We start from the raw sequence: 21,161 nt of genomic DNA, 5'->3' as shown, positions 1-21,161 counted from the left end.
ATTTAATTGTGTGCGGCGAGTTTACTGCCTTGAAGTAGCCTGATGTTACAGGTAACATAGCCGCCTTTTTCTTCATAGACGAGACATACATGAATTTTTCCTTAGGTCAGCGTTGGATCAGTGATACTGAGTCAGATTTAGGATTAGGCACCGTAGTTGCCCTTGAAGGCCGTCAGGTCAGCATTTTATTTCCAGCCAGTGGTGAAAACAGAGTTTATTCTTTAACAGAAGCACCTGTTACTCGTGTCGCATTTAATCCAGGCGATGTTATTCGCAGCGTTGAAGAGTGGGAACTTGAAGTAGAGTCAGTTGAAGAACAAGGTGAGCTTTTATGCTACCACGGTACACGTGTTGATAACGGTGAAAAAGTTCAGTTAAAAGAGACCTTTTTAGATCACTTTATTAAATTTAATAAACCGCAAGACCGCTTATTTGCAGGCCAAGTAGACCGTTTTGATCGTTACACCCTTCGCTATCAAACTTGGCAGCACCAGTTCGAGCGTCAGCAATCACCTTTAAAAGGCTTAATTGGTCAACGTGCCAACCTAATACCTCACCAGCTTTATATTGCACAAGAAGTGGGTAAACGTTTCGCGCCGCGTGTTTTATTGTCAGATGAAGTGGGCCTTGGTAAAACCATTGAAGCGGGGATGATTTTACATCAACAAATCATTAGTGGCCGAGCTAGCCGCGTATTAATTGTGGTGCCTGAAAACCTGCAACACCAATGGCTCGTTGAGATGCTTCGTCGCTTTAATTTACGTTTCTCTATTTTTGATGAGGAACGTTGTGATGAAGCATTCGCAGACTCACCGAATGTATTCGAAACAGAACAGTTAGTACTTACTAGCCTTGAATTTTTAAGCAAGAAAAAACGCTGGTTTGAACAAGCAACATTAGCCGATTGGGATTTACTCGTGGTTGATGAAGCGCACCATTTGAGTATTACAAATGGTAAACCAAGCACAGAATATCAACGCATGGCTGAACTTAGCCAAGATATTCCAGGCCTTATTTTACTGACAGCAACACCCGATCAATTAGGCCACCGCAGCCACTTTGCGCGTTTGCAATTACTCGACCCTGATCGTTTTTATGATTACGATGCTTTTGTTGAAGAAGAAAGTAACTACAAAGATGTCGCAGAAGCTGCCAATCAACTACTCAGTGAGCAACGCTTAGATGACACGGCTCGCGAGACATTAAAAGCCTTATTAAAAGAAACCGATATCACTGAGGTGCTTGCTAAAGCTGAGCAAGGTGATGAAACCGCGCGTAATGAAATTTTATCAATGCTACTGGACCGCCATGGTACCGGCCGTATTTTGTTCAGAAATAGCCGCAGCGGTATTGATGGTTACCCAAGCCGTAAACTCCACGCTTACCCAATGGCGATGCCAAAGCAATATAAAACCGCAATGTCGGTCTTAGGGAATATAGGCGGCATTCAAAGTGCTGAGCTAAGTGCTCTGCGCGCGTTATTCCCAGAAAAAATATTTCAAGAATTTGAAGGTGAAAACGCCAGTTGGGGCGCCTTCGACCCACGTGTTGACTGGTTAATTGAAACATTAAAAACACTAAAACACGAAAAAGTCCTGCTAATTTGTGCTAAAGCTGAAACAGCGATTAGCCTTGAACAAATTTTACGAGAGCGCGAAGCCATTAAAGCATCTGTGTTCCATGAAGGTATGTCGATTGTTGAGCGTGACCGTGCTGCGGCATTTTTTGCTGATGAATACGACAGCGCACAAATCCTTCTGTGTTCAGAGATTGGTTCAGAAGGCCGTAACTTCCAGTTCTCACATCATTTAGTGCTCTTTGATTTACCTTTGAACCCTGATTTGTTAGAGCAACGTATTGGTCGCCTTGACCGCATTGGTCAAACGCAAGATGTAAACATTCATGTGCCTTACTTTGAAAATACAGCACAAGAAGTCTTGCTACGCTGGTATAACGAAGGCCTAGATGCGTTTGAAACAACATCAACCACAGGGCAAATGTTGTATAAAGAATTCGGTGAAGAGCTGCTTGAATTCATTGGTACACATAATTGTGATGAAGAAGAGCTAGACCCACTACTAGAACAAGTTGCTAGCCAAAATGCAAAACTGCGCAAACAAATGGAAAGTGGTCGTGACCGTTTATTAGAGCTGCACTCAAGTGGTCAAGGCCGTGCTGAAAGCTTAGTCGCTGATATCGAAGAGCTAGATGACCAGTTTACATTGCCAAGTTACATGATCAATGTGTTCGACACTTTTGGTGTAAGCCAAGAAGATAAAGGTGAAAATACCATTATCTTAAAACCAACCGAGCATATGTTGAATCCCTCTTTCCCTTGCTTAAAAGATGACGGTATTACCGTGACCTTTGACCGTGCAACTGCACTATCGCAAGAAGATGCGCATTTTATCAGCTGGGATCACCCGATGGTGCAAGGCAGTTTAGACATGATTTGCGATGATGACTTTGGCACAGCATCGGTTGCCCTGCTGAAAAACAAAAAACTCCCTGCGGGTACATTTTTTGTTGAGCTTATCTTCATTGCAGAAGCCATGGCACCGAAGTCATTACAGGTAGGTCGTTTCTTACCGCCGACTCCTATTCGAGTTTTACTTGATAAAAGCAGCAATAACTTAGCCGATAATGTTGCCTTTGATGCCTTTAACCAACAGCTTTCTGCGGTTGGTCGTCAAACGGCAAGTAAGTTAGCCAGTGCGCTACAAAGTGCCATTCACCCAATGATCACCAGCGCTCAGGGGTTAGCCCAAACAAAACTCGACGCATTGCGTGTTGAGTCATTAGAAAAAATGCATACCGCATTAGGTGAAGAGCAAGCCCGTTTAACCGCGCTTAAACAAATTAATCCGAATATTCGTGATGAAGAGCTTAGCTTCTTTGATAAACAACGCAGTGACCTGACGACCTATATTGAAAAAGCCCAAGTTAAATTAGATGCGATTCGTTTGATTGTTGTGTCGCACTAGAGCGAGTGACGTAAAACGTTTAAATAAGCAACGCGATGTCATCCCACATCGCGTTTTTTATATTAAAAACGCAGCGAGGCTTATCACCAACGCGACGGCGGCTAATTTGCAAAATAGAGCAGCTAAGCCTTTATTTTTCTTAATAACATCTTCTGTGTAAGCTTTTTTTAAATACACAGCTTGTAAGTCAGTAAGGTCTTTGCAGTGCCAACACTCAGGCTCGCGGTCGTTAACGTGTAATCCGCATCGTGTGCAAGGCTTACTGCGAATACGGCCCAAAAAAAACATTCAATGACTCCTGTTTTGCAAATTCGCTAAGTAAGCAACTGTATATCGGATAACAATTCAAAACCACTCCTAGCATTGTGTAAGCATTGATACTCCTTTAAAATAACGCCCTTGCATATCATCGAGGCTGGCTGTGTTACTCAATTATAATCCCCCAATGACCCCCTATTTGAGCATTGTTTATCAAGATGATGATTTACTGATCGTCAATAAACCAAGTGGTTTACTTACGGTGCCGGGTAAGGACCCAAAACATGCCGATTGCCTTATTGCACGCGTTAACCGCGTATTTCCTAACGCTAAAATTGTTCATCGCTTAGATATGGCAACCTCAGGGATTATTTGTTTAGCGATGCATAAAGAAGCACATCGCAATCTAAGTATTCAGTTTCAAGATAGAAAAACCGCCAAACGCTATGTTGCGCGTGTATTTGGTAAGCTTGAACAGCAAACAGGTTCCGTCGATTTACCGCTTATTTGTGATTGGCCTAACCGCCCTAAACAAATGGTTGATCACGACAAAGGCAAGCCTTCATTAACACACTTTAAAGTACTTGAGCATGAAGCTCAGGCAACGCGCGTTGAGCTGACCCCAATTACAGGGCGCTCTCACCAACTACGTGTGCACATGCTGTCTTTAGGTCACCCAATTTTAGGGGATAGACTGTATGCCCACTCAGAAGCATTAGCGCTGGCTCCTCGTTTGCAACTGCATGCAGAAATGCTGAGTTTAACTCACCCTGTCAGTGATGAAACGCTTGTTTTTGAGGCAGCTCCTGAGTTTTAAGACAATTAGCTAAATATTTTACCAATACTGCCGATAGTTAATTTAATCACTGATTTAATTTAAGACTCAGGAAATTTCGGCATGAAGTTAAAACCCGCACATTGCTTAGTTTACGCAGCCTGTTTTGCGTTGATGGGTAATGTGAATGCTGCCGATTTTATTAAACCCACCCCTTGGTCAAGTTTGGTCACTAACGATATTCAACGCTTTTTACCCAGCGATGAAGTACGTCCCCTGCTTGCCGGTGAAGATGAGTTCATTAGTTTATATCGTCAATCTATGGCGCCAACACAACGTGGCATCGTGTTAATTATTCCTGACTGGCAAGACGTGCCTACCAATAATGCGGGGATCAACTTTTTACGTAAGCAATTAAATGATATTGGCTATGCGACACTCGCTATGACAATGCCTGATATTGACTGGCACCCTGCCGATATGGCGATGCCAGAGCCCACTGATAACTCTGAAACTGAGTCAACAACGCAAAATAACCAGCAAGCTGACTCAGCTCCACCAGCCCAAACACAACAAGCGCCTCACTTTGTCTCAGCGAAGCCAAACATAAGTGAAGCGATACTTGATGATTATAAGCTCAAGCTTATTGCACGTTTTAATGCGTTATATAACAGCGCGATGGATGAAGGTGGCAACATTATAGTACTGGCGCAGGGTGCCAGTGCTGGGCTACTTATTGAGCACTATGCAAGCTTTCCCAATAACGAGTTGAATGCCTTTATTAGTTTAGGAAGCTACCTTCCAAACAGTATTCGAAACCAGCATCTCAATGCCACGTTGTCGACCATTAGCCCACCACTGTTAGATATTTTCTACAGTGAAGGTAACCCAGACACACTTCAAAGCGTCAACGATAGAAAACGCTGGGTTAGGCGCAACGCTAAATATGATTATCGACAACGAGAATTGTTCGGAACCCCCACAGAACCTGAGCAACACGAGCGGTTGCTCAAAGAAGTCGACGGCTTTTTACGCCGCCTTCTTTAAATATTCATAAGCGGCTTGAATATCTTGGCTTTTCTTCACCGCGACTTCCATCATGTGCTTAGGTAGCCCTTGCGATACCAGCTTATCAGGGTGATGCTGTGCCATGAGCTTACGATAAGCTACTTTAATATCACGCGCAGACGCATCCTTACTTAAGCCAAGTAACGCAAGTGCCTGAGCACGGTTCATGCTATTGTTTGGCGGGACTCGATGACCATGTTGCTCATTATGAGTACTGTGTTGTTGGTTTTGTTGCTCATAAAAGCGCTGTTGCTGCTGACGAAATGCAAATTCAGCTTGGTAACGTTTTAGTAAGAATGAAAATTGTGTGCGCGAAATTCCTAACTGTTTACTCACCTCGTGCAATAATTGTTTTTCTTGTTCTGCAAGATGACCATCAGAGAATGCCATTTGAATTTGAATTTCTAGAAACAATTGCAGCAAGTCATGACGACGGGCAAAACGTTCTTTAAAATCATGAACCGTTTCTTTTAGTGAAAAATCGGCTTCTTTACCGCTTCGAAATGCATCTTGTGCTTCACGGCGCTCATCACCCGACAAGCCCATTTCATTCATAAAGACACTCGCAGCTTTAATGTGCGTTTCACTGACTCGACCATTTGATTTGGCAATATGACCCATAACCGCAAAGCAGCTTGAAAAAAACAGCGCTTGACGTTCATTAATATCATCACCTTTAAACAGGCCGGAGAAACCGCCCGCTTTATCAAAGTCTTGTTTTAAGCTGCGATCAAACATGTGACCAAGGTACAACCCCAGCAAAGCGCCAACAAACCGGCCAAACATAAAGCCAAAACAGAATCCCAGTACTTTTCCCCACATAATGATAAACCCTCGTTGTTATTTTACAGCTAAGCGCTGGTTTAGTTCGTCGAGTCTGGCTGGTGTGCCTATGTCGTCCCACTGACCAAGGTACAGCTCAGTGGATACTTGATACTCTGCCAGCTTCTCACGCAGGATAGGCCCTAGTGCAAGCACACCCGGTGTTAGGCCTTTAAAAAAGTCAGCATGAAAACGGCTAATACCTGAAAACGTGTACTTTTGACTATCGGGACCTAAATGGCGTAACGCAAAATCACCGTCAGGATTGTGGGCTGGGTTTTCAACCAAAACAAGGTGCGCTTCGCCGGGTTCTAAATGCAGTTGTGTGAGTGACGTCATATCGTAATCAGTAAATACATCCCCGTTAATCACCACAAAGTGCTCGCCAAGCAAGGGCAAAGCGTGAAGTATGCCACCGGCTGTTTCAAGCCCACCTTCGCACTCTTGGCTGTACTGTATGGTGACGCCAAACGCTTCGCCATTGCCAAAGTACTGCTTTATTTTATCTCCTTGCCATGCAAGGTTTATGACAATATCAACAATGCCTGCTTGGCGTAAGTTAATAATGTGGTGTGCTAATAATGGTTTACCTGCCACTTTTAACATCGGTTTAGGCAGCGTACTAGTCAACGGCATCATGCGTTTTCCACGGCCTGCCGCTAAAATCATTGCTTTCATTTAATCTCTTTGTCTAACCGCTTTTTAGTCTGCACAATGATAGTGTGTTCAATCCACTCACTGAGTGCACTTAACTCTGGGTAATCTTTACTTACATTACTAATATACTGAAGCGTTGGCAGCACATTATTTAAATAGCCAGATTTTCCATCGCGTAATTTTAAACGACAAAAAATACCGGCCGCTTTCAAGTGACGCTGTATTCCTGTTAAATCAAACCACCGTTTGAACACCTCAAACGTAATTCCGTGAATTAACTGCTGCTTGGTAAATTCGTCATAGGCAAAATGCAGTAAATAGTCGAGTTCATGTTCAGGAAGTTGAAAGTAGCAATCTCGAAGTAACGACACTAAGTCATAACACACTGGCCCTTGCACTGCATCTTGGTAGTCAATAATCGCCCACTGCTGTCCTGTACGCATAATATTTCTACTATGAAAATCACGGTGTACGGTCACTATAGGTTGCGCCAGCGCATTATTGACCAGCAGTTGACAGGCATCTTGCCACATCTGTGTTTGCTCATCCGACAACGAACAATCAATAAACGCATCGACAAGCCATTCGCTAAAAATGCTCAATTCAAATTGCAAAAAGTCATCATCAAACACTTTCATATATTGAGCAGGCGGTGTTTGCGCCCATTGTGCACTGAGCTTTATGAGATGCTTATAATGTAGCGTGCGGTCTTCATCGCCAAGTAAGTCAGCTAAATGTGTATTGCCTAAATCACTCAGTAAAAAGAAGCCTTGCTTTTCATCAGCCTGAAGAATTTTTGGTAATTTAAAACCATGTTTAGAGAACACTTTGTTTAGTTCAATATAGGGCGTGTTATCTAATTTATCAGGATCAGAATCCATCACAATGAAGCTTTGTTCTGCGGTATTAATACGAAAATACCGACGAAAACTCGCATCGCCAGTGATGGCTGCTAATTGATATTCATCCTCCTTAAAATGAGGATTTAAAAACTGCTGTAAACTTTTATAACGATTCATTTAGTAAGATATCTATTTTTCACTAAGTCAATTACTGTATTTGCCATTGTTTTCCTTTATTATGTCTAGCTTATATCCAACCAAAGAGCATTAAGGTCATTAAATGAGCAAAACCTGGGGCATAATGATGCTAAGCGTACTTAGCGCACCATCGTTCGCCGAAACTGAACTGGCACACAACTTTTGTGGCACTTCAATGCAAACCAGAGCTTGGCAACCGCTCCCTGGCCTTGAACTTAATATGATCGATATCAAATCCGATGATATTGAACTATTGGGTACCCAAAGCGCAGAATTTACCGGTAATGTAGATATTAACACCCTAACGATGAATTTGTCCGCACAAAGTGCACTGATTGACAAACAACGTGGTCTACTTAATGCAACCGGCCCTATCGTTTATCGCGATAAAGTTAGCCAAATTAATAGCTCTGGGCTCAACGCAGATTTAAATAACTCTGAATTAAGCCTACTTGGCGCTGACTATAAGCTCACCGACCAGCTCGGTCATGGTGGCGCAGAAAAACTGACAGTCAATGAGTCTGGCCTAAACCTCATGAACGCAAGCTTTACTACCTGTCCGGGCGAAACACCGGTATGGGCAATTGAAGCAGATGAAATTGATTTATCGAGTGAAGATGGCTGGGGTGAAACTCACAATACCGTATTACGCGTATTCGATACGCCCGTGTTGTATATCCCTTATTTCACTTTTCCATTAGATGACCGCCGTAAGTCAGGATTATTAACACCTAATTTCTCAAGCTCTGGTCGCTACGGTCTTGAAACTATCACGCCGTATTATTGGAATATAGCGCCAAATTACGACGCAACAATTACGCCACGCTATATGTCTAAGCGTGGCTTACAAATGATTGGTGAGTTTCGTTATTTAACAGAGCAAAATAACGGTTTAATCGCTGTAGAGTACCTTGATAAAGACGACGAAGAGCCAAGTGTTGACTCGCGCTATTTATTTCACTGGCAACAGCAAAGTTATTTTGGTGAGAACTGGCGCGGCAACATTGATATTACCAATGTGAGTGATGATAACTACTTAACCGATTTAAATTCGAATTATGCCACTCGCACAGATACCCAGTTATATCGTACAGGCTCACTAACGCATTTAGGTGATACGTGGCGTACCGACATCAAACTTCAAAGCTTTGAAGTGCTCGGTGATCACCGTGAATCTTATGCAGCATTACCACAAATTAGTTTTTCACAAACTAACCCATACGACTTTTATGGTGTCGATTTAACACTCGACGGTGAACTTAGCTACTTTACCAATAACAATGCAGTGATTGATGAAGCAAGCCGCCTTCACATTGAACCAAAAGCCAGTTTGGGGTATCAAGAGTATGCGTGGTCTTTTTTATCTGAAGTAAGCCTATTACACACCACTTATAATCAACACGGTGATCTAACGGGCACTGACTTTGAAGAAAAAGTCACACGTACACTGCCAAAAGTACGTTTATACAGCCAACTAAACTTTGAACGTGAAACCGCTTTTTTCTTCAAAGAAGGCATTCAAACGTTAGAACCTCAAATTCAGTATTTGTATACACCCAATAAAGACCAGTCGAATATTGGCCTTTACGATACCACCAAGTTACAAGATGACTTTTTTGGTTTATTTAGAGATCGTCGCTTTTCGAGCATCGACCGCATAGCAACCGCAAACCAATTTACTTTAGGTGCAACAACGCGCTTATTTAGCAGCGACAATGAAGAAGTGTTTAATTTCAGTGCTGGGCAAATCTTTTATTTAAGCGATGATGCCAAACCGACTTCGCAAGGGATTCAGTCTGATACAAACTACAATGCCTTGTTTGCCGCGCAAACCATGTTACATTGGCACCGTCGCTGGTATTTATCTGGGGGGATTCAATATGACACCGATGGTAAAGAAATAATCCAGTCAAATATCACTTTAGATTACAAAGGTGACGATAAACAGCTCGTACAATTGAACCATCGCTATGCAAATGATGTCTCAGGCAATACAATCGAGCAAGTTGGTCTATTTACCAGCATTCCGCTAACACATGATTGGCAGTTTGTTGGCAGCTATCACCGCGATTTAGAAAGTGGTCGTAGCATTGAGGTTTTCAGCGGCCTGCAGTATGAATCGTGCTGCTGGGCGTTTCAAATCACTGGCCGTCGTCAAATCGAAACCGATTTGAATCAAGCGATTGGCCAAGAGCAAGCCACTTTTGATACCAGTATTGGCTTCAATATCGTGTTAAAAGGACTTGGTAGTAAAAGCCGTTATGATGCACAAAAATTATTACAACAAGGTATTTTTGGCTATCGTAGACCGTATTTTCTTAATAACTAGTACCGCAGTACTATTAGCAAGAGTATTAGAAAAAGTATGAATTTAAAAAAATTATTTGCATCAGCATTATTAACAGTTGGCTTATGCCAAAGCGTTTTCGCAAAACCTGTCGAAATAGACAAAGTCGTCGGCATCGTTAACCAAGGTGTTATCTTACAAAGCGAAGTCGACACAATTATTAATCGCGTAAAAGCACAAGCAGCCGAGCAAGGCCAAGAGCTCCCATCGGATGATACGTTGCGCATTCAAGCGATTGAACGACTTGTAAGCCAAACTCTTATGATGCAACTTGCAGAGCGTATGGGCCTTGAGATTTCGGATTCACAGCTTGACCAAACGCTAGAAAACATGGCTCGCGAGCAAGGTGGCACGATTGCTGATTTGCGTCGCACGATTGAAGCGGCTGGTGAAAGTTTTCCCGCTTACCGCGAAGAAATACGTAAAGAGATCACCACCCAGCAAGTTACACGTGCTAACGTCGATCGCCGTATTTACATCAGCCCACAAGAAATTGATAACCTTTTAAAAATAATGGAAACACAAGGTAAAAATGCCGAAGAGTACAATATCGGCCACATCTTGATTGATATTCCAAGTGATGCAACACCCGATGAAATTGCCAGCGCTAAAACACGTGCTGACAAAGTCATTGAATTTTTAAAAGAAGGTAAAGAGTTCAAGCGCATTGCGATTTCATCATCAAGTGGCTCAAAAGCGCTTGAAGGTGGTCAGTTAGGCTGGATGGGTATTAATGAAATGCCTTCACTCTTTGCAGAGGCTGTAAAAGGTCAGAAAAAAGACGATATCGTTGGTCCGCTTCGCTCAGGCGCAGGTTTCCACATTATTAAAGTACAAGATGTACGTGGTCGCCAAGTAGTTGAAACCACAGAAGTTCGCTCTCGTCACATCCTTATTAAACCGTCTATCATTTTAAGCGAAGAAAAAGCGCGCGAGATGCTTAAAGGCTTTGCGAAAGACTTGCGTGAAGGTAACGCCGACTTTGCTGAACTTGCAAAAGAGTACTCTGAAGATCCAGGTTCTGCGCTAAAAGGCGGCGAATACGATTGGACAGACCCAAGCACCTATGTGCCTGAGTTCAAAAATACCTTGTTGTCACTTGATAAAAACGAGATCAGTGAGCCATTTAGAACGCAATTTGGCTGGCATATTGTGCAGTTGCTTGATAAACGCGTCGCAGATAAGACTGAACTTGCTAAACGTAACCGTGCGCATCAACTGCTGTTTAATCGTAAGTTTAAAGAAGAAAGCTTCAACTGGCAGCAAGAAATGCGTGAGCAAGCTCATGTTGATATCTTCCCTGTAGAATAATCATTATGACAATAAGAGTAGCAATCACCCCAGGTGAACCCGCAGGTATAGGCCCTGATTTATTAATTAAGTTAGCGCAACACGCGTGGGATGCCCAACTTGTCGTAATTGCTGATGGTGCGTTATTAAAACAACGCGCCAAACAGCTTGGTTTAAACATCGACCTGATCAAATTTGATGAAGACCAAGCTCCAGCAATTGCACCGGCAGGCAGTGTCTATTTGCATCAGGTTGACCTAGCTGAAGAAGTTGAAGTGGGTGTCTTAAATGATGCAAACGGTCAATATGTGTTAGATACGCTTCGTATCGCCAGTGAAAAAAATATGGATGGCACCTTTGCGGCAGTAGTCACAGGCCCAGTGCACAAAGGCATTATCAACAAAGCGGGTATTTCGTTTAGCGGTCATACCGAGTACTTTGCGCAGCAATCTAATACAGCAGATGTAGTGATGCTGCTTGCAACCGAGGGATTACGTGTTGCCCTTGTCACTACACATATTCCATTAGCTTATGTGTCACGTGCTATCACCGTTGAGCGCCTAAGCAAGGTGGCAACGATTTTAAACCACGATCTACAGACTAAATTTGGTATCGAAAAACCACGTATTTTGGTCTGTGGTTTAAACCCACATGCAGGTGAAGATGGTCATCTAGGCCGCGAAGAAATAGATACGATAGCCCCCACCCTCGAATTATTAAATAATCAGGGTATGAATTTAATTGGTCCGCTGCCCGCTGATACATTATTTCAAGATAAATACCTGTCACAGGCCGACGCCGTGCTTGCTATGTATCACGATCAGGGATTACCTGTGCTAAAATACAAAGGTTTCGGCAACTCGGTGAACATCACCCTTGGCTTGCCATTTATTCGCACATCAGTGGATCACGGTACGGCGCTTGATTTAGCCGGTACAGGAACCGCCGATGTGGGTAGTTTTGAATTAGCGATCCGCGAAGCAATTAAGCTCGCCCATGAAAAAGCACAAAATTAATGACTGATAAAGTACATTTAGGACACCGCGCCAGAAAGCGTTTTGGCCAAAACTTTTTAAATGATGACATGATCATCGATAAAATTGTGACGGCTATCGATCCTAAACCCGAAGACAATTTAGTAGAAATCGGCCCTGGTCTTGGTGCTATCACCGAACCCGTTGCAGACTTAAGTGGCCATCTAACTGTTGTTGAGCTAGATAAAGACTTAGCAGAGCGTTTAGTAAGCCATCCTTTTTTAGGGCCAAAACTAACAGTGCATCAAGGTGATGCAATGAAGTTTGATTTTAGCACCCTGATTAAAGAAGACGAAAAACTAAAGATTTTTGGTAACTTGCCATACAATGTTTCGACTCCTCTGCTGTTTCATTTATTTGAATTTGCTGACAACGTTGAGCATATGCACTTTATGCTTCAAAAAGAGGTTGTTAAGCGCATGGTAGCAAGCCCTGGTAGCAAAGCTTTTGGCCGCTTAACTGTCATGACACAGTATTACTGCCATGCAATGCCAGTGATTGATGTGCCCCCAGAGTGCTTTAAACCTGCACCTAAAGTTGATTCAGCGGTCATTCGTTTGATCCCTAAGAAGCCTGAGCAACGTACAGCTAAAAGTACCAAGCTTTTAAACACTGTGTGCTTAGAAGCGTTTAACCAACGTCGTAAAACACTGCGCAACAGTTTATCAAACCTACTGACTGCTGAAGAACTTACAGGCATTGGTATTGATATTACACTTCGTGCAGAAAGTCTGTCTTTACAACAATTTATTGATATAGCTAATTGGATTTATGACAACAAGCAGTAATTTAGGTTCGCCAATTAAGGTCTCTGTTGAGACCTTCTACGTTGAAGGTCAATCGGAGCCTGAACAAGATAAATACGTTTTTGCTTACTCTATCACGATTAAAAATCATAGTTTGTGCAGTGCTAAGCTATTAAGTCGCTACTGGTTAATTACCGATGCCAATGGCAAGGAAGTCGAAGTTCAAGGCGAAGGTGTCGTTGGTGAAACCCCCACTATTGCCCCAGGTGAAAGTTATAAATACACCAGCGGCGCAGTGCTCGACACCCCTGTAGGGACAATGCAAGGTTATTACACCATGCGTAACGAATTCGGCACTGAATTTGAAGCCCCGATAGACGTGTTTCGTCTAGCACGCCCTAACATACTGCATTAAGTATCGATGGCTGACTACGCGATAGGGGATTTGCAAGGGTGCTACAGTGAATTTGACGCACTACTCAAGCGCGTTAATTTTAATCCTAGCAAAGACCACCTATACCTAGTTGGTGACATAGTTGCTCGAGGCCCAGATTCCCTTGGGTGCCTTGAGCGACTCTATGCAATGCAAGGCAGTGTCAGCATTACGCTTGGCAATCATGACCTGCACATGATCGCGTGTTATCATTTAAATAAACCACACAACCCAAAAGATAAGCTCAGTGCTGTTTTTAGCAGCTCTAAACTCACTGACTATATTCAATTTTTACAGCAACAACCACTTGCTCTATGGCTTGAAAAATATGACATGTTCATAAGTCATGCCGGTTTAAACCCCAATTGGTCGATTAAGAAAGCATTGAAACGCGCTCGCTTTGCAAAGAATTGCTATCAAGGTGCTGATGCTCGACATTTTTTTAGCCATATGTACGATACTCATCCGCCTAAATGGCAGTCAACACTCAGTAATGAAGCTAAGTTTCGCTACATTGTAAATTACTTCACACGCATGCGTTTTGTAGACAAAGAGGCCCATTTAGACCTCACAAACAAAACCAGTACCAGTGCAAATAGCTCAACAATACCGTGGTTTGAACACCCGAATATAACGCAATTAACGCAGCAGATTGTTTTTGGTCACTGGGCGGCAATTGAAGGAAAAACCCAACGAGCAAATATACATGGCCTTGATACAGGCTGTGTGTGGGGAGGAGAAATGACTCTCATGGAACTCAGTAAAAAAGAGCGTTTTGTCGAAAGTTCTCACTCTTTTATCTAAATTAACTGAAAAATAACTGAACATCTGTTAGATTTATATCAATTAAAGTAAATTTAAATAAAAGCCAATTTAATTTAAATACTTAACTTATCAGCAACCCTGCCGATAAATACTGATTAGTACTATTAGTGGAATTACATATGAACTTGACCGTTAGACAGCGTATTTGGGGCGGCTTTATTGTCATTACCCTACTCTTGCTATTTATTGGTGGTAACTCATTGATCAGAATTACCAATATTGATCAATCTACACAGCGAGTTAATCAGCTGTCACTCCCTGCTCTCGATAAAAGCTATGAGCTACAGGTCGAATTCATCTTAATGAGTAAATCCGCACAAGCGAGCTTTTACACAGCATCACAAGATGAGCTAGCAGCGACACGTAGCAGCTTTAATGAACAGAAAAAACGTTATGATAATTCTTATCAAGATTTACAAAACGTGGTTAGTGATGACCCAAAACTAAAACAAAGTAGTCAACAAGTAGAACAAACCTATAAACGTTTTGCTAAATCGGTTGATAACCTGTTTAAAGATAAAAAAACGCAGCTTGAACTTAACAAAACTCTCAGTACTCAACTTGAAAGTATTGAGCTTAGCGCTGAAGATGCAAACTCTGTGGTACTCGATATTATTGATATTGATGGCTTAGAAGAGAATCACTCACGTGCTTATCAAGCGGCAAATAACTTAGAAAATCATTTTCAATCATTAGTGACTAACAGCACTGATATGCTCACAGTGAAAACACTGAATACGCTAGAAATCATTAAAAAAGAGCAAATATATTACCTTGAAGAAATTGAGCGCAGCTTAAGCTTAATTCGCCCCGCTGTTATTGAGTCGAATGCAAGCCTATACAATGATTTAAACGGCTACTTTGAAACACTTGCCAACAATGTAAAAGGTTCAAATAGTTTATCGGCCAACAAAAAACGTTTAATTGATGCCATTGCTCAAACTGAAGCGGAGCTTGCTAATGCCGAAAACTCGACAACAGAAGCATTAACACAACTGCGTGAACTCGTTGATCATGCCACAGTGCTTGCCTTTGATTTACAGCAAGACGTCAGTGGTAACGTAACAACGGCTACGCTTTGGACTTGGGTCGCTATGATTATTGCAACGCTCATTGCAATCGTTGTTGCAGCCATGACTGTAAACCGTATCACTAAGCCACTTTCTGAAGTAAACCGTATTCTAGATATCGTTGCCAGTGGTGATATGACACAACGTTTAGATGACACTGCAAAAGATGAATTTGGTGAGCTTTCACGTAGCTGTAATACATTAATAGAAAGCTTACGTACGCTAATCCAAGGTATTATTTCTCGTTCTACGCAACTTGCCGCTGCGTCTGAGGAAACATCGGCGATTACCGAAGAGTCAAGCCAAGCCATTCGTAACCAGCAAGCACAAGTAGAACAAGCAGCAACGGCGACGACAGAAATGAGCAGTACCTCTCAAGCGGTTAGCAGCAGTGCTCAACAAGCGCTGAGTGAAATTAAAAACGCAGATAAAGAAGCCGAGCGTGTTAAGGGTATCTCATCGCAAAACAAAGCGACGATTGAACAGCTTGCTCGTGAAGTCGATGACGCGTCTCAAGTCATTAATAAGCTGCATAAAGACAGTGCATCAATTGGCGGTATCTTAGATGTGATACGTGGCATTGCAGAGCAAACAAACCTTCTTGCACTTAATGCCGCTATTGAGGCAGCACGCGCAGGTGAACAAGGCCGTGGCTTTGCTGTTGTCGCAGACGAAGTACGCTCTCTTGCGAGCAAAACTCAAGAGTCTACGCAGGAAATCCAAGCCATGATTGAATCACTGCAAATTGGTGCTGAAGCCGCTGTTGCCGCAATGTCTAAAGGTAAGCAACAAGCTGAATCATGTGTTGAGCAATCAGACCAAGCCAACACTGCACTTGACTCAATCACCGCAGCTGTTGCCCAAGCACATAACGTAAGTGAAGAAATATCGACAGCTGCGCACGAACAACAACAAGTCTCGCAAGAGATCAGCGAGCGCTTAGAGTCAATCGTTGCTATTGCTGAACAAACAGCTGAAGGGGCTAACCAGACGAACATTTCAAGCTCAGAAGTCGCTAAATTAGCTGAAGAGTTACGACTGTCGGTGGATGCCTTTAAAGTTTAAATAGCCTTCGCTATACCTAAATAGAAAAACCGTGTTTAGCATCGCAAACACGGTTTTTTTATTCCCCATCAGCTCATTCAATGATCCCCATTCATACCACTGCGCTTAATTAAAAGGTCTATTTTGAGGCAATAAAACCGCGTTGATAACAAGGCAAAAATTTAGTTATTTAGTTGTTCTCGGCAATTGCTCCTGCATTACTCTCCCTCCGGCATCCATGCAGTCGTAAATCAGACATTTTTAACGCAGCTAGCGACTGGTGTAATCACTCAAAATGAGTAAGAATTATTGCAGATAGGTATTAGTATGATTTTGAATTGGTATTATTCACAGACATAAAAAAACCGCAACGAGTGCGGTTTTTATAAATCTGTTTGGCTTTACTATTAAAGACCTGCGCGCTCTTTAATAGCAGCAACAACTGGCGAGCCACCAAAGCCATTGGCTTCAGCCCATGCGATGTCTGCACCGTCTTCAAATGAAGAAGATGGTAAACGCTTAACAATATACTCACCCGTATCGTTTGCACCACTCACAATTGCATGACGAAGCATGTTGTTGTCATTGCACTTAAAAGCGTCGATGATATTACGGATCTTTACGCGTGAACTTTTTAGTTTATCACGTAAACGATTCTTATCATCTGCAGCAATGTACTCACAAAGTGAAAGCGCCAACTGTTGATCGTCGGCTTTAACAGGTGCTGTGTACGCAACTGAAGCCGTAACAACTGCTGCGGCTAATAACATATTTGGTAACTTCATCATATTTTGCCCTTATGTAATACTTTTAGCTTACCAAGCTTGACTATTATTGTACCAATCAAACCATTTTATCGCAATATTGTTAAGGTTTTTTATACAAAGTAACAAAAGTATACGGGTGTGGATTGTTGTTATCTGGCAGTTTCTCTTCCTGCTCGACAACTGTCCAGTTAGCAACACTTTCGTAATCTGGGAACTGCGTATCTCCCTCTACATCAAGATCAATGAAGGTTAAATAAAGTCGCTCTGCGTGAGGAAGAAACTGCTGATAAATATTTCCTCCACCGATGATCATCACTTCATCTGCCTCTTTTACTAGGGCTAGCGCCGCATCTGGCGACGTTACAACCTCAATCCCTTCCGCTTTATAATCAGCATTACGGCTAATAATTATGTTTTGACGCCCTGGTAATGGTCGACCTATAGACTCAAAGGTTTTACGTCCCATAATCACAGGTTTAGCCATAGTAACCTGTTTAAAGTGCTGTAAGTCGGCAGGCAAATGCCAAGGCATTTGATTGTCTTGACCAATAATACGATTATTTGCCATTGCAGCAATCATTGAAATTTTCACACTACACCTTTAATACTTTTTTCTTATTAATAAAAAAGGAGCGCGAGGCTCCTTTTCCGTTTTAAACTTTAACGTTGGTAGATAACTTCAACATCGTAGTCATCATCGTCCCAATCATCCCAATCGTCGTCGTCATCTTTCGACGTTGCTTTTTGATGGTATGTATCCCATTTAAATTCAACTTCTTCTTTCTCTTCTTCAGCGAATTTCTCTTTCGGCATACTATCAAGCAACGCCATGATATCGTGGCAAAGTGCTTGGGTATTTTGCTTGTTTGCGGCAGAAATTCGGTAAACATTGGTTTCTTCACCCAGCTCTTCAGCTATTTGTTGGCAAAGTGCTTCAGCTTCGTCTTCTGGCAGCAAATCTATTTTATTAAACACTAACCAACGCGGTTTATCAGCAAGTTTAGGGCTGTACTGATGAAGCTCATTAACAATCGCAAACGCATTGTCCACTGGGTTAGTGCCATCGACAGGCATAATATCGATGATATGTAACAGCACACGACAACGCTCTAAGTGTTTTAAGAAGCGAATACCAAGACCCGCTCCATCAGAGGCACCTTCGATTAATCCTGGAATATCGGCTATGACAAATGACTTATTAGCATCAGGACGCACAACCCCTAAATTAGGAATAAGCGTTGTAAATGGATAGTCAGCAACTTTAGGTTTAGCCGCAGATACACTGCGAATAAATGTTGATTTGCCAGCATTAGGTAACCCCAGTAAGCCAACATCAGCAAGCAACATCAGTTCTAAACGTAAATTTCTTACTTCGCCAGGCGTACCTAATGTTTTTTGGCGCGGAGCACGGTTCGTACTTGATTTAAAGCGTGCATTCCCCAAGCCATGGAAGCCCCCTTTTGCAACAACCAGTTTCTGGCCATGCATCGTTAAATCACCTAATGACTCTTCAGTATCAACATCTGTAATACGGGTTCCAACAGGTACTTTAAGGACTAAATCATTGCCCTTCTTACCGGTCATATTGCGACCGTGACCATTGGTGCCACGCTCTGCTTTATGAAAACGCTCAAACTGATAATCAATTAAGGTATTTAAGTTTTCATCGGCCTGTAGATAGACACTGCCACCATCGCCGCCATCGCCGCCATCAGGACCGCCATCCGGCACATATTTTTCACGTCGGAAAGATACGACACCGCTGCCGCCATCACCCGCGTCACAACGAATTTCCACTTCATCTACAAACTTCATGATTACTCACTTTAAGATTGGCTTGTTAATAACTGTATTATACACCTAATTATATAGCTAAGCATCTTCGTACAGTGCCGAAGATGCTTAGCTATATAATCGAGTGCCTTAAAACAAAAAACCCCGCAAAGGCGGGGTTTTTCAAATATCGAGATGATTACTCAGCTACGATATTTACGTATTTACGGTTTAAAGGACCTTTCTGTTCGAATTGAACTTTACCATCTGCTTTTGCGAAGATAGTGTGGTCTTTACCGATACCTACGTTTGCACCAGCGTGGAACTTAGTACCACGTTGACGAACAATGATGCTACCCGCTAGAACTGACTCGCCACCAAAACGCTTAACACCTAGGCGTTTGCTTTCTGAATCGCGACCGTTACGAGTACTACCAGCTGCTTTTTTATGTGCCATTTCTAAGTACCTCTAATTAAGCGCTAATGCCAGTGATTTTAACTTCAGTGAACCATTGACGATGGCCCATTTGCTTACGAGAATGCTTACGACGTCTAAATTTAACAATCTTCACTTTCTCACCGCGACCGTGTGAAACAACCTCAGCTGTCACTTTACCACCGTTTACGAACGGTACACCGATCTCGATTTTCTCACCATCAGCAACTAAAAGTACTGAATCAAATTCAACTGCTGCACCAGTTTCAACGTCTAATTTCTCAAGACGAATTGTTTGACCTTCAGTCACACGGTGCTGTTTACCACCACTTTGGAAAACCGCGTACATAATTAACTCCGTCTGTGCGCCCTCAAATCGACGCAACTAAAATATTCTTCAATAGGGCGCGAAGTTTACGCTAATGCGCAAAAACTAGCAAGCCTCTTTTTAGATAAAATGAATAAAAAATAGCTGCATTAAGGGCAATTCAATATTTTCCCTTATTTTATCCTAAAAACACCGCTTGCCAAGCGGTTTTTGCGATCTTGTGACAATTAAATGACCGAGGCAAATATAGCTAATAAATCAGTCTAGAATGTTCACTTATTAAACAAGCAGATAAAATTAAGTCGCTATAATTGAGCCGAAAACAGAAACTTTAACGTGTTTTTTTATTGAATCATCACAAAATATCGAGCAAGCGCAATTTTTGATGTACAATCAGCCTCGTATACCCATAAAAATTGGCTCGGAGATCAATGGATATAAAAGCTATCCAGGCGTTAATCGAAAATGAAATGGATGACGTCAATCAACTTATACATGCCCAAATGCGCTCAGATGTCGCGTTGGTTAATCAACTTGGTTTATACATAGTTAACAGTGGTGGCAAGCGTGTTCGCCCCATGTTAGCTATTTTAGCAGCTAAAGCTTTAGGCTATGAGGGTAAAGATCACATTACCCTAGCAACCATCATTGAGTTTATTCACACAGCAACTTTGCTGCATGATGACGTGGTTGATGAGTCTAATTTGCGTCGAGGTACACCTACCGCAAACGCAGAGTTTGGCAATGCAGCCAGTGTGCTCGTGGGTGATTTTATTTACACTCGCTCATTCCAGCTTATGGTTGGGCTTGGCAAAATGCCGATCATGCAAATTTTAGCTGATGCGACCAATGTCATTGCTGAAGGTGAAGTGTTGCAGCTTATGAACTGTAATGACCCTAACACCACCGAACAAAGCTATATGCAGGTTATTTACAGCAAAACCGCCAAGCTTTTCGAAGCCGCAACGGGTCTTGCCGCTATCATTACCGAGCAAGACGAAAAAGTCCTCGACGCATTAAACCTATACGGCATGCATTTAGGAACTGCTTTTCAACTAGTAGATGATGTACTTGATTACAATGCTGATGCACAGCAACTTGGCAAAAATATTGGTGATGACTTAGCTGAAGGTAAACCAACTTTACCGCTTATTTACGCGATACAAAAAGGCACACCAGCGCAAGTAAAACTAGTTCGTGAAGCCATTGAGCTAGGCAATGGTATGGATCACTTAGACAGCATTCTAGCGACGCTCGCTGATACCAAAGCCCTTGAGTTTACAATGCAAAAAGCAGAGCAAGAAGCTGATAAAGCCATTGCATGCATTGCTTTTTTACCCGACACGCCATACAAACAAGCATTAGAAAGCTTAGCGCGGATTGCGGTCGCCCGCGATCATTAAGCGATACTTTATTCGAGCCATTAAAAAAGCCTGCAATTGCAGGCTTTTTTGTTTTAAGCGC

Annotated in this window: 20 protein-coding genes; 11 read left to right on the top strand and 9 right to left on the bottom strand. The window is 42.4% G+C overall.

Translation table 11 applies throughout. From position 1 onward, the window contains the following. Positions 1-89 precede the first annotated feature (89 nt). A complete protein-coding gene (gene rapA / locus LPA49_RS05525) occupies positions 90-2,984 on the top strand; it encodes an RNA polymerase-associated protein RapA (protein ID WP_074988942.1) in 2,895 nt (964 codons plus the stop codon). Between the two features lie 57 nt (positions 2,985-3,041). Here the strand turns inward: rapA and LPA49_RS05520 are convergent, their stop codons facing one another. Continuing rightward, complete coding sequence (locus tag LPA49_RS05520; RefSeq protein ID WP_036966004.1) at positions 3,042-3,272, bottom strand: hypothetical protein; 231 nt, start codon at positions 3,270-3,272, stop codon at positions 3,042-3,044. 133 nt (positions 3,273-3,405) lie between these two features. On the opposite strand from LPA49_RS05520, the gene rluA reads away from it, so the two are divergent. Then, the gene (gene rluA / locus LPA49_RS05515) at positions 3,406-4,059 is read left to right on the top strand and encodes a bifunctional tRNA pseudouridine(32) synthase/23S rRNA pseudouridine(746) synthase RluA (protein WP_180311083.1); all 654 of its coding nucleotides are present in this window, start codon (positions 3,406-3,408) and stop codon (positions 4,057-4,059) included. Between the two features lie 81 nt (positions 4,060-4,140). Beyond that, the gene (locus LPA49_RS05510; protein ID WP_180311084.1) at positions 4,141-5,064 is read left to right on the top strand and encodes a DUF3530 family protein; all 924 of its coding nucleotides are present in this window, start codon (positions 4,141-4,143) and stop codon (positions 5,062-5,064) included. Here LPA49_RS05510 and djlA read toward each other — a convergent pair. The 3 genes from djlA to LPA49_RS05495 are packed head-to-tail and all read right to left on the bottom strand — an operon-like array spanning position 5,047 to position 7,583. Then, positions 5,047-5,907 (bottom strand): co-chaperone DjlA, encoded by an 861-nt coding sequence (djlA, locus tag LPA49_RS05505; protein ID WP_065979659.1) that lies wholly within the window; start codon positions 5,905-5,907, stop codon positions 5,047-5,049. The genes LPA49_RS05510 and djlA overlap by 18 nt on opposite strands. An 18-nt stretch (positions 5,908-5,925) precedes the next feature. Continuing rightward, on the bottom strand, positions 5,926-6,585 hold the full coding sequence (murU, locus tag LPA49_RS05500; protein ID WP_065979658.1) for an N-acetylmuramate alpha-1-phosphate uridylyltransferase MurU: 660 nt from the start codon (positions 6,583-6,585) through the stop codon (positions 5,926-5,928). Continuing rightward, a complete protein-coding gene (locus tag LPA49_RS05495) occupies positions 6,582-7,583 on the bottom strand; it encodes an aminoglycoside phosphotransferase family protein (RefSeq protein ID WP_036965989.1) in 1,002 nt (333 codons plus the stop codon). The genes murU and LPA49_RS05495 overlap by 4 nt, the downstream gene beginning before the upstream one ends. Before the next feature lie 103 nt (positions 7,584-7,686). On the opposite strand from LPA49_RS05495, the gene lptD reads away from it, so the two are divergent. The 7 genes from lptD to LPA49_RS05460 all read left to right on the top strand — a co-directional run bounded on the left by lptD (position 7,687) and on the right by LPA49_RS05460 (position 16,414). Continuing rightward, positions 7,687-9,933, top strand: a complete 2,247-nt coding sequence (gene lptD / locus LPA49_RS05490) for an LPS assembly protein LptD (protein WP_065979656.1) — start codon at positions 7,687-7,689, stop codon at positions 9,931-9,933. Between the two features lie 36 nt (positions 9,934-9,969). Then, complete coding sequence (gene surA, locus LPA49_RS05485) at positions 9,970-11,262, top strand: peptidylprolyl isomerase SurA (RefSeq protein ID WP_036965983.1); 1,293 nt, start codon at positions 9,970-9,972, stop codon at positions 11,260-11,262. 5 nt (positions 11,263-11,267) lie between these two features. After that, entirely contained in the window at positions 11,268-12,257 is a 990-nt protein-coding gene (pdxA, locus tag LPA49_RS05480) for a 4-hydroxythreonine-4-phosphate dehydrogenase PdxA (protein ID WP_065979655.1), read from the top strand. Continuing rightward, on the top strand, positions 12,257-13,063 hold the full coding sequence (gene rsmA / locus LPA49_RS05475) for a 16S rRNA (adenine(1518)-N(6)/adenine(1519)-N(6))-dimethyltransferase RsmA (protein ID WP_036965978.1): 807 nt from the start codon (positions 12,257-12,259) through the stop codon (positions 13,061-13,063). Before pdxA ends, rsmA begins: the two co-directional genes overlap by 1 nt. Further along, positions 13,047-13,436 carry a Co2+/Mg2+ efflux protein ApaG gene (gene apaG, locus LPA49_RS05470; RefSeq protein WP_036965974.1) on the top strand — a complete coding sequence of 130 codons (390 nt, stop codon included), beginning with the start codon at positions 13,047-13,049 and terminating at the stop codon, positions 13,434-13,436. Before rsmA ends, apaG begins: the two co-directional genes overlap by 17 nt. Before the next feature lie 6 nt (positions 13,437-13,442). Continuing rightward, positions 13,443-14,258, top strand: coding sequence for a symmetrical bis(5'-nucleosyl)-tetraphosphatase (locus tag LPA49_RS05465; RefSeq protein ID WP_036965970.1), 816 nt, complete (start codon positions 13,443-13,445; stop codon positions 14,256-14,258). Positions 14,259-14,398: 140 nt separating this feature from the next. Further along, the gene (locus tag LPA49_RS05460; protein ID WP_036965967.1) at positions 14,399-16,414 is read left to right on the top strand and encodes a methyl-accepting chemotaxis protein; all 2,016 of its coding nucleotides are present in this window, start codon (positions 14,399-14,401) and stop codon (positions 16,412-16,414) included. A gap of 386 nt (positions 16,415-16,800) precedes the next feature. Here LPA49_RS05460 and LPA49_RS05455 read toward each other — a convergent pair whose 3' ends face one another. The 5 genes from LPA49_RS05455 to rplU form a co-directional block, all read right to left on the bottom strand. Then, positions 16,801-17,181, bottom strand: coding sequence for a DUF3718 domain-containing protein (locus tag LPA49_RS05455; RefSeq protein ID WP_036965965.1), 381 nt, complete (start codon positions 17,179-17,181; stop codon positions 16,801-16,803). A gap of 79 nt (positions 17,182-17,260) precedes the next feature. Next, positions 17,261-17,752, bottom strand: coding sequence for a type 3 dihydrofolate reductase (folA, locus tag LPA49_RS05450; RefSeq protein ID WP_065979653.1), 492 nt, complete (start codon positions 17,750-17,752; stop codon positions 17,261-17,263). Positions 17,753-17,820: 68 nt separating this feature from the next. Continuing rightward, positions 17,821-18,975, bottom strand: coding sequence for an Obg family GTPase CgtA (cgtA, locus tag LPA49_RS05445; RefSeq protein WP_036965963.1), 1,155 nt, complete (start codon positions 18,973-18,975; stop codon positions 17,821-17,823). Positions 18,976-19,132: 157 nt separating this feature from the next. Continuing rightward, the gene (gene rpmA, locus LPA49_RS05440; protein WP_036965960.1) at positions 19,133-19,390 is read right to left on the bottom strand and encodes a 50S ribosomal protein L27; all 258 of its coding nucleotides are present in this window, start codon (positions 19,388-19,390) and stop codon (positions 19,133-19,135) included. Positions 19,391-19,406: 16 nt separating this feature from the next. Further along, positions 19,407-19,718: a 50S ribosomal protein L21 gene (gene rplU / locus LPA49_RS05435; RefSeq protein WP_036965957.1), complete on the bottom strand. Its 312-nt coding sequence runs from the start codon at positions 19,716-19,718 to the stop codon at positions 19,407-19,409. 410 nt (positions 19,719-20,128) lie between these two features. On the opposite strand from rplU, the gene ispB reads away from it, so the two are divergent. Further along, positions 20,129-21,100 carry an octaprenyl diphosphate synthase gene (gene ispB / locus LPA49_RS05430; RefSeq protein ID WP_036965954.1) on the top strand — a complete coding sequence of 324 codons (972 nt, stop codon included), beginning with the start codon at positions 20,129-20,131 and terminating at the stop codon, positions 21,098-21,100. Positions 21,101-21,161: the final 61 nt, after the last annotated feature.

This window comes from Pseudoalteromonas sp. MB41 (genome assembly GCF_020966275.1).
GTDB lineage: Bacteria > Pseudomonadota > Gammaproteobacteria > Enterobacterales > Alteromonadaceae > Pseudoalteromonas > Pseudoalteromonas lipolytica.
Note: the sequence above shows the minus strand (reverse complement) of the source record. Positions and strands in the feature narration are given on the sequence as shown.